Source organism: Chelatococcus albus (genome assembly GCF_030067675.1).
In the GTDB taxonomy this organism is placed as follows: Bacteria; Pseudomonadota; Alphaproteobacteria; order Rhizobiales; family Beijerinckiaceae; genus Chelatococcus_A; species Chelatococcus_A albus.
Genome location: NZ_JASJEV010000010.1, coordinates 94,483 through 105,000 on the forward strand (window position 1 = coordinate 94,483; position 10,518 = coordinate 105,000).

Here is a 10,518-nt window from a genome sequence, read left to right on the forward strand (position 1 = left end):
ATCGCCGGCCCGGCGCCGCCGAACGGCTGCGGCTTCATGCCCAAGGCCGAAATCGGGGCTGAGTCTGCGATTGCATCCAGAGTTTCGCAAGGAATGCATGGCATGACGGAGCGCCTTCACGGCGCGGCCCAAGGCCTGGGAGTGTCATGCCGATGTCTCTTACTGCACGTTTCCGCCGAGACGAGCGCGGCGGCATCGCCATCATGTTCGCGCTCATCCTCCTGCCGCTGATCCTGGCGATCGGCGTTGCCATCGACTATTCGCGCGCCGCCGCCGCGCGCACGCAACTGCACATGGCGCTCGACGCGGCAGCACTCACGGCGGCGCGGGAGGCGGCCTCGACGCCCGACGACAAGATCCTCAAGGCCCGCGCCCTCGCCATTCTGAAGGCCAACTTCAAGGTGGCCGGGGACGACATGGATCCCGTCTTCGACCTGAAACGCACCGACAAGAAGATCTTCGTCACCGCCGAAGCCAGGGTGCCGGCGGGCTTCATGTCCCTCTTCTCGCAAGACTCCATCTCCGTCTCCGCGCAGACGGAGGCAACCTGGGGCCTGAAGAAGATCGAGCTCGCGCTCGTCCTCGACAACACGGGCTCGATGTCCTCCCGCAACAAGATGACCGAACTCAAGAAGGCGTCGAAGGACCTCCTGAACATCCTGAAGACGGCCTCGCCGGAGAAGGGCGTCATCCGCGTGTCGGTCGTGCCCTTCGCCACCCAGGTCCGCATGGACACGGCCTTCGTGAACAAGAAGGCGATCATTGAATTCAACCCGGCGGGCATGAACCCGGGCGACAAGGTCAACGAATATTCCTGGGCCGGCTGCCTGACCGACCGCGACAAGTCCTACGACGTCGACGACACGGCGCCGGATCCCGTGAAGGGCCGCGCGACGCTCTATCCGGCCATGCGCTGCGTCACCAACATCGCGCGGGTGCAGCCGCTGACGGACGACTTCGCCAAGCTGGAGACGGTGATCGATAGCATGGTCGCCACAGGCAACACCAACATCACCATCGGCGTTGCCCACGGCCTCGCAACGCTCTCACCGCACCAGCCCTATACGGGCGCTGCCGCATTCGGCACCGAGGATCTCGAAAAGTTCATGATCGTGCTGACCGACGGTGACAACACGCAGAACAGGTTCGGGGACTCGGGCAGCGTGATTGACGACCGCACCCGGCGGGCCTGCAACTCGGTCAAGAATCAGAAGGTGCGCCTCTACACGATCCGGGTGATCGAGGGCGATGCGGGGCTGTTGCGCAGCTGCGCCACCTCATCGGAGATGTTCTACGACGTGAAATCGGCGAGCGAACTGTCGCCGGTGTTCCAGAAGATCGCCCAGGAGATCGCCTCGCTCCGCCTGACGCAGTGAGGCGCAGCGGACCGCCGCCCAAGGCGGCGGGTTCTGGCCGGCACAGCGCGAGGCGTCGGCCCGTCAGGCGGCGGTCCTCAGGCCGGCAACCAGGCTGTCGAAGAGGCCGCGCCCGTCGGTGCCGCCGACGAGGTTGTCGATCAGGTTTTCCGGATGCGGCATCATGCCGAGCACGTTGAAGCGCTCGGAATAGATGCCGGCGATGGCGCTGAAGGAGCCGTTCGGATTGGCCTCTCGCGTCACCGTGCCGGAGGCGTCGCAATAGCGGAAGGCAACACGCCCCTCGCCGTCGAGCCGGGCGAAGGTTTCGGCATCGGCGGCGTAGTTGCCCTCGCCGTGGGCGATGCACACGTCAATCACCTGCCCGCGCGCGTAGCGATTGGTGAAGGGGGTGTCTGCGCGCTCGACGAGGAGGTGCTGGCGCCGGCAGACGAAGTGCAGGTCCGCGTTGCGCATGAGCACGCCGGGCAGCAGGCCCGACTCGCACAGGATCTGGAAGCCGTTGCAGATGCCGAGCACCAGGCCGCCCCGGGCGGCATGCGCCCGCACGGCGTCCATGATGGCGGCGCGGCCGGCGATGGCGCCGCAGCGCAGGTAGTCGCCGTAGGAGAAGCCGCCAGGCAGCACCGCGAGGTCGGTGCCGGCGGGCAGCTCATGGTCGGCGTGCCACACGCTGACGACGGTCGCGCCGGCCTGGCGGAGGGCGCGCGCCACGTCGTGGTCGCGGTTGGAGCCGGGAAAAACGATGACGGCGGCCTTCATCGCGACCTCGCTACCTCTTCAGCCCTGGATCTCGATGCGATAGTTCTCGATCACCGTATTGGCGAGGAGCTTTTCGCAGGCGTCCTTCAGCACGGCCTCGGCGGCCTCCCGGTCCGCGGTCGTCAGCTCGAGGTCGAAGACCTTGCCCTGGCGCACGCTGCCGACGCCCTCGATGCCGAGCGACTTCAAGGCACCTTCGATGGCCTTGCCCTGCGGATCGAGCACGCCGGTCTTGAGGGTCACGGTCACGCGGGCTTTCATGCAGGTCTCCGAGCTTTCGGGCGGAACGCCCCCGCATAGAGCGAAATCGCCTTGCACTCAACCGTGGGGCGGGACCTCGGTAGCGGGAAGGGCGCCCGGGAGCGCGACTCACCCGTGCACCGCCGCCTGCGCATTGGCACTGGCGGCGTCCATGTCCGGGGCGATGGAGAGGAGGAGGCGCAGCCGGTCGCCCTCGTCGCGGGCGAGGATGACCACTGCCGCGGCCCGGCCCGTGCCGTCGCCCGGCGTGATGAGGACGCGCGCGCCGCGGAAGCCTCCGGTCGCGAATGGCTCGGCGCGCGCATGGGCTCGGTTCCTGCGCTTCGCCCTCTCATTCCTGTCGGCCGGGGCTGCCAGAAGGCGGTCCGGCCGTGCCAGCGTCGCCGCGACCTGCCGGGCGGTCTCGCCACGGGCCTCGAAGGCGACCACCATCGCCTCCTGGCGGCAGGCGGGCCGCGGGCACACCACCCATTCCCTCGGCGTCAGCCCGTCGTTGATCAGCCAGTCGCGCACCGGCGGGCGCTCCCAGCCGCTCGCCGCCGGCAGTTCGGCGAAGCCGGGTCCGTAGCCGCCGCAGGAGGCGACCAGGGCCGCCGCCATGGGCGCGAGAGCGATCCGCAGCGGGCGGAGACGGCCGGTCATCGCACGGGAAGGGCAGAACGAGAGTGGACGGGGATCTCGTGAAAACGGGGGCGCGCGGCCCCCGTTTGTCGTGCGAACGCCGCTGTGCCGATGCTCACTGCACCAGGCGCGGGCCGCTGTGGCCGGGGCGCTCGTTCTCGGAAAGGATGCCGAGGCGCCGCGCCACTTCCGAATAGGCCTCGATCAGGCCGCCCATGTCCTTGCGGAAGCGATCCTTGTCCATCTTGTCGTTCGACTTGATGTCCCACAGGCGGCAGGAATCGGGCGAGATCTCGTCGGCCACGACGATGCGCATCATGTCGCCTTCCCACAGGCGACCTGTCTCCATCTTGAAGTCGACGAGGCGGATGCCGACGCCGAGGAAGAGGCCGGAGAGGAAATCGTTGACGCGGATGGCGAGCGCCATGATGTCGTCGATCTCCTGCGGTGTCGCCCAGCCGAAGGCGGTGATGTGCTCCTCCGAGACCATCGGATCGCCCAGCGCGTCGTTCTTGTAGTAGAACTCGATGATCGAGCGCGGCAGCTGCGTGCCCTCCTCAATGCCGAGGCGCTGCGACAGCGATCCCGCCGCCACATTCCGCACCACGATCTCGAGGGGAATGATCTCCACTTCGCGGATCAGCTGCTCGCGCATGTTGAGCCGCTTGATGAAGTGAGTCGGCACGCCGATGTCGTTGAGGTTCTGGAAGATGTACTCGGAGATGCGGTTGTTGAGCACACCCTTGCCGTCGATCACCTCGTGCTTCTTGGCGTTGAAGGCGGTCGCATCGTCCTTGAAATGCTGGATCAGGGTGCCGGGCTCCGGGCCCTCGTAGAGCACCTTTGCCTTGCCCTCGTAGATACGACGGCGACGGTTCATCGGCGTATACCGTGTTTTGAGGAAGTCCATTGTGTTGCCGTGGCTCCGTAGAAAAGGTCCGCGGCTCGAAGCGGGCGGGGACCGGTTCGAGGCCTTGACAGCATGGCGGACAAAGCCCTCGCCCGCGGGCCGCAACCTAACCGATTGGGCGCGGGAGTACAATGTTCGGCCACAAGGAACGTCGTCGCAGCCCGTCCTTCCGTTGCTTGCGGTTGGATATGGTGGGGAAACGGGCTCCGGGCAAGGCGACGCCGCGCCGCGCCCGCACGGACGCGCCCGGCGTGGGGCACTGGCGTTCGCGCCCGCCGCCCTCTATATCGCCACGACGAATTGACCCATCATGGACCGTCGGCGGATGCGCGACCTTCATTCGCTGGTAACCGTCCGTCCGCAGTTTCGGTCGCTCGCAGCCCGGCGGGCACGGGATCGCAAGCCCGCCGTCGGCATCGCAGCATAGGGGAGAGACGAAGCCGATGACGACCTTCGACAACCGCGAGGCCGCTTTCGAGAACAAGTTCGCGCACGATGAGGAGCTGCGCTTCAAGGCAACCGCCCGGCGCAACAAGCTCCTCGGTCTGTGGGCCGCCGAAAAGCTCGGCAAGCAGGGCGCGGAGGCGGAAGCCTATGCCAAGAGCGTCGTCATGGCCGATTTCGAAGAAGCGGGCGAGGACGACGTGTTCCGCAAGGTGCGGGCGGATTTTGACACGGCCGGCGTCTCGCAGTCCGATCACCAGATTCGTCGCACCATGGAAGAGCTGATGGCCAAGGCCATCGACGAGGTTCGCTCGCAGTAAGGCTCGCGCCGATGTGCGGGGCGCATGCGCGGCATGCCGTGCGCCCGTTTGCCCCACAGCGGCCCCGCGTGACAGCATTGCCGCTCGCACCGCCCCTTCGACCTTCCGGTGAGAGCATGTCCGACGTCATCAACCTGCCCGCGCGCCTCGCCGCGCCCGGTACCGCCTTCACCGCCTGGATCGGCATCCCCGATCCGATCGTGGCGGCGACGCTGGCGCGCGAGTCCTTCGATGCCGTCACACTCGACATGCAGCACAGCGCCATGGACTTCCAGGGTGTCGTGCGGGCCATTCCGGCTGTCGCAGCGGCGGGCAAGCCAGCCATCGCCCGCATTCCGGTCGGCGAATTCCAGACGGCCTCGCGGCTCCTCGACGCCGGAGCAGCCGCCATCATCGCGCCGATGATCAACTCCGTCGCTGACGCGCGGGCGTTTGCTTCCTTCATGAAGTTTCCGCCGATCGGCGAACGCAGCTGGGGGCCTCATGGGGCACTGGCGATCTCGGGCCTCGCGCCGCAGGCCTATTTTGCCGAGGCCAATGCGCGTTCGCTCGCCATCGCCATGATCGAGACGCGGGCGGCGCTCGCGGTCGTCGACGACATCCTGGCGGTGTCCGGCATCGATGGCGTCTTCGTCGGGCCGTCCGACCTCTCGATCGCACTGTCGGACGGGGCGGCGCTCGATCCTGGCAGCAAGGGGGTGGACGAGGCGATCGACCATGTCCTCGCGCGCGCTCGCGCGCGCGGCAAGTTCATCTGTGTCTACGCCAACGACCCCGGCCATGCCGCGCATCTCGCCCGCAAGGGCGTCGATCTCGTGGCGGCGGCGAGCGATGCGGCACTCCTGCGCCTCGCGGCCAAGCAGGCCCTGGCGACTGCACGCGGCGAGGCGGTCTGACGGGCAGCGCCGCTCCTTGCGGAGCGAAGCGTCCGCTAGCGTTGCGGGAAGGGCAGTCCGAAGGACTGCGCGAGGAACAGGCCGCCGTGCCGCAGGCCCTCGCCGTCGATGCCGTGGCCGAGACCGGCGGCGAGGTGCCACTGGCAGGGGACTTCGATGTTCGACAGGCCCTCAGCCGACATGAACAGTGCCTCGACCGGGATCACCTCGTCGGCATCGCCGTGCACGAGCAGGATCGGCGGGCGTGTCCGGACCTCGCCCCGCAGGTGATCCGGCCCCGGATTGTCCGGGATGACCAGCATGCCGGAATAGCCGAGCAGGGCGGCGGGGCCGACGGCGCGCCTCAGGCCGACGTGCAGCGCCATCATCGTGCCCTGGCTGAAGCCGACGAGGGCGAGCTTCGTGCCGTCGAGACGGTGTTTGGCGAGCTCGGCATCGAGGAACGCATCGAGGGCCGGCGCGGCGCGATTGACGCCACGCCACCGCTCGGACGGATCGCGGAATGTCAGCGCGAACCACTGCCGCCCCATGGGCGCCATGCCGCACGGCTCGGGCGCATGCGGGGCGACGAAGGCGGCATCCGGCAGCCAGCGCTGCCACTGCCGGCCGATCTCGATGAGATCGTTGCCGTCGGCGCCGTAGCCGTGCAGGAAGACGACGAGCTGCCTCGTCGTGCCGGATTTCGGTGCGAGACGTGGGCCGTCGAGCGTGGCAGGCATCGGACAATCCTCGAATGGTCGCGCATGCTGTAGCGCGACCGCGCGCGAAAGCGAACCCCGTCCGGTCCATGCGCGCGGCTCAAGGGGTCGGGAGCGGCGCCCCGTCGCGGGCCTTGGCAATGCGATAGTAGGCCCACAGCGCGTAGGCCGCCGCGCCGCGCCAGGGACGCCAGCGTTCGGCGAGCCGCCGCATGTGGCCTGTGTCAGGGCGCGCCGCGAGGTCGAGCGCGAGCCGGCTCGCCTCCTGCAGCGCGAGATCGCCGGCGGGGAAGACGTCCGCGTGCCCGAGGCAGAAGAGCAGGTAGACCTCCGCCGTCCACGGACCGATGCCCTTGACGGCCGTCAAGGCCTCCTGTGCTGCCGCCGCGTCCATATCGGCGAGCGCATCGAGATCGAGCGTCCCCTCGTCGATCGCGCGGGCGATGGCGCGCAGGGTACGCATCTTGGGCAGGGACAGCCCCACCGCCCGCAGATCGTCGTCGCCGGCGGCGAGGATGGCCTCGTGATGCAGGGGCCTGAAGCGCTCGGCGAATCGGCCCCAGATGGCGGCGGCGCTCGCGGTCGACACCTGCTGGGCGATGATGATCCCGGCAAGGCCGGCGAAGCCGGGCGCCCGCTTGCGCAAGGGCGGGCGCGCACCCGCCGCCTGCAGGCGCGCGAAGAGCGGATCATGCGCCGCAAGCGCCTCGAGGGCCGCGGTGAGTGCGTCTTCCGAATCGAGAATCATGGTCCTGCCGGTCGTGAAGGGGCTGAAGGCAACATAGGATCGTTTATCCGCCCGGTGGACCGCCTGCAGCGGACCCTTGCCATGTACGGTCGCGCCGTCGCTAGATTGGAGCGGCGCGGTCGAGCCCCGGCGAAGGTGCGGGAGCGCTTGCCGGAGCACGCCCCCCCGGATGATGCCGGATCGAATGTCTGACGTCCGCCAGCAACCCGTTTTCCGCTTCGCGCCGAGCCCGAACGGCTTCCTTCATCTCGGCCATGCCTATTCGGCGCTGCTCAACGCACGCATGGCCCATGCCGCCGGCGGACGTTTCCTGCTGCGCATCGAGGATATCGACCTCGGGCGCTGCCGGCAGGAATACGAGGCGGCGATCTACGACGACCTCGCCTGGCTGGGGCTCGGCTGGGAGAAGCCGGTGCGCAGGCAGTCGGCGCATCTCGGCGAATATCGGGTCGCCCTCGACAGCCTGCGCGAGCGAAGGCTCGTCTACCCCTGTTTCGCGACGCGCCGGGACATCATGGCGGCCGTCGCGCGCAGCGAAGGCAAGAACGGCGGGCCCTGGCCGCGCGATCCGGCCGGTGCGCCGCTCTATCCGGGACTGGCGCGCGCCCTGTCGGCGGCCGAGGCGGAGCGGCGCATCGCGGCGGGGGAACCGCATGCCTGGAGGCTGGACATGGCGGCCGCGCTCGCCGCCGTCGGCCAGCCGCTGACCTATCGGCGCCTGCTTCCGGACGGCCGCGCGGAACCGGTCGTGGCCGTTCCCGCCCGCTGGGGCGACGTGGTGATCGCGCGCAAGGACGTGCCGACGAGCTATCACCTGTCGGTCGTGCTCGACGATGCGCTCCAGGGCGTGACGCACGTGGTGCGCGGCGCCGATCTCGAGGCGGCGACAGACCTGCACAGGCTGTTGCAGGCTCTCTTCGATCTGCCGACACCCCTCTACCATCATCATCCGCTCGTGCTGGACGGCGAGGGGGGCAAGCTGTCGAAGAGCCTGCAGTCCGAATCGCTGCGCGACCTGCGGGGGCGCGGCGCAACGCCCGGCGCGCTGCTGCGGCGCCTCGGTTTCGCGCCTGACGTCAGTTGACGCCGACGCCGAGCACGGCAAGCCAGAAGACCGTGGTGAAGAGCGACAGGACCGTCGACAAGCCGATGGCACTTGAGGCGATGCCGACGCCGGAGCGGTATCGCTCGGCGAAGAGATAGGCGTTGATGCCCGAGGGTGCGGAGGCGAAGAGCACCGCGACCCCCGCCCAGGCTCGCGGCATGGAGAAGGCCTGAGTCGCGAGCAGATAGACCACGAGCGGGTGGACGACGAGCTTGAGGACGGTGATCACCGCCGGCAGTCCGAAGCCCGAGCCGAGGCCGTAGCGCCTGAGTGCCATGCCCATGGCGACGAGCGCGCAGGGCACGGCGGCGCCGGCGATCGGCTCGATGATGAGCCACGCGAGATCAGGCACTCCCGTCGGCAGGAGGCGGCTCGCGGAACCGGCGAGCACCGCGACGACGATCGGATGGGTGACGAGACGGCGCAGGATGGTGACGGGCGATGCTCCACGCCCTTCCACGAGCAATGTCGCCACCGTCATCATGATCGGCAGATGGATCGCAATGAGCAGGAAGAGCGGGACCGCGCCCTCCTCGCCATAGGCCTTGAGGATGAGCGGGATGCCGACCAGCACCGTGTTCGCCTGCCCGGCCGAGAAGCCGGCCACGACGCCCTCGGCGCTGTTGACGCGATAGAGCTGACGGGCGGCCACCGTCGCCAGAACCCAGACCACGGCCACGCCGGCGAAATAGGAGATCCAGTAGCCCCACGGCTGCACCGCCGGGATCTGCGCCTTGGCGAGTGTCCGGAAGATGAGGCAGGGCACGGCGAGCGCGTAGACGAAGTCGGAGATGCCTTCGCCCGCACGGTCGCTCACGAGATTCGCGAGCCGGGCGAAGAAGCCGACGGCAATGAGGCTGGCAACGGGCAGGACGACGAGAAGAACGGCGAGCATTGCGGCTGATCGAAGGAGCCTGCCGCGACCTTCGTCCGGGCCGGCGGGTGGAGAAAGACTGCCGAGCGCAAGGCTGGCATGTTCTGACGCGCGAGGGAGTCAGGCTGCGGCGCGAGTGCCGGAGCCTCAACGCCCCTGCTGGGCGACGACGGTGGAGGTTGCCGCCTTGGCGACGAGGTCGTTCACCTGGTCGCGCTGGCGCCTGAATTCCGCGAGCGCCCGGCCGTCGAGCTCGCGTCCACGCGGCACCTTGATCTTCATCGGGTTCACGAAGTGGCCGTTGACGAGCACCTCGTAGTGCAGGTGGGGACCGGTCGAGAGGCCCGTGGAACCGAGATAGCCGATGACCTGCCCCTGGCGGACCTTGGTGCCCGGGGCGATGCCGCGCGCGAAGGCGGACTGGTGGGAGTAGGTCGTCACATAGCCGTTGGCGTGCTGGATCTGGGTGTGCTTGCCGTAGCCCGATTCCCACCCCGCCTTGATGACGACACCGTCGCCGGCCGCGAGGATGGGCGTGCCGATCTTGTTGGCCCAGTCGACGCCGGTGTGCATCTTCGAATAGCCGAGCACCGGATGGCGCCGGTAGCCGAAGCCGGAGCGCATGATGGCGTCCGTGATCGGCTTGCGCATGAGGAACTTCTTGAGGGAGCGTCCTTCCTCGTCGAAATAGTCGATCGTGTTGTCGTCCGGCGACTGGTAGCGGTAGACACGGCGCGTCTCGCCGCCAACCGAGAGCGAGGCATAGAGGATCTCCGCGCGCGCGCCGTCGCCTTCCTCGTCCTCGCTGTAGAAGATCTCGAGCGAATCGCCGCCGGTGACGCGCCGCTGGAAATCGACGTCGGAGGCAAAGATACGCACCATCTCGTCAGCGATGTGGCGCGGGATCTCGTTCTTCAGCGCCGTCTCGTAGAGGCTGGCGTAGAGCCGGGCGCCGCTGCCGCCCTCCTCGTCCTCCTCGTCTTCCTCCTCTTCCTCCGCATCGCCCGGGCCGCGCGCCACGACCTCGTCCTGCGGCAAGAACACCGGCACGAAGGCACCCCGGTCGTTGACCGCGGCCATGGCCTGGATCGATTGCTCGTCGAGCAGCGTGACGCGCATGATCTGGCGCGCATCGCCATTGCGTGGGCCGGGGGCGATCAGGAGCTTGACCTGCTGGCCCTCGCCGACGGCGGAGAGCTTCAGCCGATCGGCGATTGCCGCGAGGATCGATCTGATCTGCTCGGGCGTTGCGCCATTGGCCTTGAGCATCTGCTCGAGCGTCTCGCCCTTCTTGAGCACGACGATGCGTTCTTCGACGAGCGGGTCCTTGCCGGCCGCATCCTTCTTGGCGAGGACGGTGACGTTCTCGGGCACGACGCGGACTTCGAGGCCCGAGAAAGGGGTATCGACGGGGTTCGCATAGCCCTGCAGCCCGGCGATGGCATCGGGCTGTCGCAGCGTGCGGGACAGCATGAGCTGCGGCGGCAGGGGCAGGACCGGCCG

Annotated in this window: 12 protein-coding genes (1 of these 12 only partly in view); 4 read left to right on the top strand and 8 right to left on the bottom strand. The window is 68.4% G+C overall.

The features are described 5' to 3' along the window. Positions 1-152 precede the first annotated feature (152 nt). A complete protein-coding gene (locus QNA08_RS15155; RefSeq protein ID WP_283741569.1) occupies positions 153-1,376 on the top strand; it encodes a vWA domain-containing protein in 1,224 nt (407 codons plus the stop codon). A 63-nt stretch (positions 1,377-1,439) separates the two neighbouring features. Here QNA08_RS15155 and purQ read toward each other — a convergent pair whose 3' ends face one another. The 4 genes from purQ to purC all read right to left on the bottom strand — a co-directional run bounded on the left by purQ (position 1,440) and on the right by purC (position 3,930). Further along, positions 1,440-2,138, bottom strand: coding sequence for a phosphoribosylformylglycinamidine synthase subunit PurQ (gene purQ / locus QNA08_RS15160; RefSeq protein WP_283741570.1), 699 nt, complete (start codon positions 2,136-2,138; stop codon positions 1,440-1,442). Between the two features lie 18 nt (positions 2,139-2,156). Next, on the bottom strand, positions 2,157-2,399 hold the full coding sequence (gene purS / locus QNA08_RS15165) for a phosphoribosylformylglycinamidine synthase subunit PurS (RefSeq protein ID WP_283741571.1): 243 nt from the start codon (positions 2,397-2,399) through the stop codon (positions 2,157-2,159). Positions 2,400-2,507: 108 nt separating this feature from the next. Continuing rightward, on the bottom strand, positions 2,508-2,999 hold the full coding sequence (locus QNA08_RS15170; protein ID WP_283741572.1) for a hypothetical protein: 492 nt from the start codon (positions 2,997-2,999) through the stop codon (positions 2,508-2,510). Positions 3,000-3,135: 136 nt separating this feature from the next. Continuing rightward, complete coding sequence (purC, locus tag QNA08_RS15175; protein ID WP_283741573.1) at positions 3,136-3,930, bottom strand: phosphoribosylaminoimidazolesuccinocarboxamide synthase; 795 nt, start codon at positions 3,928-3,930, stop codon at positions 3,136-3,138. 443 nt (positions 3,931-4,373) lie between these two features. On the opposite strand from purC, the gene QNA08_RS15180 reads away from it, so the two are divergent. Then, entirely contained in the window at positions 4,374-4,694 is a 321-nt protein-coding gene (locus tag QNA08_RS15180) for a DUF1476 domain-containing protein (protein WP_283741574.1), read from the top strand. A 116-nt stretch (positions 4,695-4,810) separates the two neighbouring features. Beyond that, the gene (locus QNA08_RS15185; RefSeq protein WP_283741575.1) at positions 4,811-5,590 is read left to right on the top strand and encodes an HpcH/HpaI aldolase family protein; all 780 of its coding nucleotides are present in this window, start codon (positions 4,811-4,813) and stop codon (positions 5,588-5,590) included. Positions 5,591-5,625: 35 nt separating this feature from the next. On the opposite strand, the gene QNA08_RS15190 is transcribed toward QNA08_RS15185, so the two are convergent. Together QNA08_RS15190 and QNA08_RS15195 are read right to left on the bottom strand one after the other, a co-directional pair. After that, positions 5,626-6,309 carry an alpha/beta hydrolase gene (locus QNA08_RS15190; protein ID WP_283741576.1) on the bottom strand — a complete coding sequence of 228 codons (684 nt, stop codon included), beginning with the start codon at positions 6,307-6,309 and terminating at the stop codon, positions 5,626-5,628. Between the two features lie 79 nt (positions 6,310-6,388). Beyond that, positions 6,389-7,036, bottom strand: coding sequence for a DNA-3-methyladenine glycosylase family protein (locus QNA08_RS15195; protein ID WP_283741577.1), 648 nt, complete (start codon positions 7,034-7,036; stop codon positions 6,389-6,391). Between the two features lie 184 nt (positions 7,037-7,220). On the opposite strand from QNA08_RS15195, the gene gluQRS reads away from it, so the two are divergent. Next, the gene (gluQRS, locus tag QNA08_RS15200; RefSeq protein ID WP_283741578.1) at positions 7,221-8,120 is read left to right on the top strand and encodes a tRNA glutamyl-Q(34) synthetase GluQRS; all 900 of its coding nucleotides are present in this window, start codon (positions 7,221-7,223) and stop codon (positions 8,118-8,120) included. Here the strand turns inward: gluQRS and QNA08_RS15205 are convergent. Further along, on the bottom strand, positions 8,113-9,036 hold the full coding sequence (locus QNA08_RS15205) for an AEC family transporter (RefSeq protein ID WP_283741579.1): 924 nt from the start codon (positions 9,034-9,036) through the stop codon (positions 8,113-8,115). The two genes, gluQRS and QNA08_RS15205, sit on opposite strands and share 8 nt — an antisense overlap. A 126-nt stretch (positions 9,037-9,162) precedes the next feature. Further along, positions 9,163-10,518, bottom strand: the 3' portion of a protein-coding gene (locus tag QNA08_RS15210) for a M23 family metallopeptidase (protein ID WP_283741580.1). 702 nt of this gene lie beyond the right edge of the window; the window shows 1,356 of its 2,058 coding nt (coding positions 703-2,058); its start codon lies off the right edge, out of view — the gene reads right to left on this strand; the stop codon is at positions 9,163-9,165.

What these genes read in the sequence shown, in the direction of transcription:
- QNA08_RS15155 (WP_283741569.1), top strand. Translation starts at nt 153, where the DNA reads ATGTCTCTTACTGCACGTTTCCGCCGAGACGAGCGCGGCGGCATCGCC.
- purQ (WP_283741570.1), bottom strand. Translation starts at nt 2,138, where the DNA reads ATGAAGGCCGCCGTCATCGTTTTTCCCGGCTCCAACCGCGACCACGAC.
- purS (WP_283741571.1), bottom strand. Translation starts at nt 2,399, where the DNA reads ATGAAAGCCCGCGTGACCGTGACCCTCAAGACCGGCGTGCTCGATCCG.
- QNA08_RS15170 (WP_283741572.1), bottom strand. Translation starts at nt 2,999, where the DNA reads ATGGCGGCGGCCCTGGTCGCCTCCTGCGGCGGCTACGGACCCGGCTTC.
- purC (WP_283741573.1), bottom strand. Translation starts at nt 3,930, where the DNA reads ATGGACTTCCTCAAAACACGGTATACGCCGATGAACCGTCGCCGTCGT.
- QNA08_RS15180 (WP_283741574.1), top strand. Translation starts at nt 4,374, where the DNA reads ATGACGACCTTCGACAACCGCGAGGCCGCTTTCGAGAACAAGTTCGCG.
- QNA08_RS15185 (WP_283741575.1), top strand. Translation starts at nt 4,811, where the DNA reads ATGTCCGACGTCATCAACCTGCCCGCGCGCCTCGCCGCGCCCGGTACC.
- QNA08_RS15190 (WP_283741576.1), bottom strand. Translation starts at nt 6,309, where the DNA reads ATGCCTGCCACGCTCGACGGCCCACGTCTCGCACCGAAATCCGGCACG.
- QNA08_RS15195 (WP_283741577.1), bottom strand. Translation starts at nt 7,036, where the DNA reads ATGATTCTCGATTCGGAAGACGCACTCACCGCGGCCCTCGAGGCGCTT.
- gluQRS (WP_283741578.1), top strand. Translation starts at nt 7,221, where the DNA reads ATGTCTGACGTCCGCCAGCAACCCGTTTTCCGCTTCGCGCCGAGCCCG.
- QNA08_RS15205 (WP_283741579.1), bottom strand. Translation starts at nt 9,036, where the DNA reads ATGCTCGCCGTTCTTCTCGTCGTCCTGCCCGTTGCCAGCCTCATTGCC.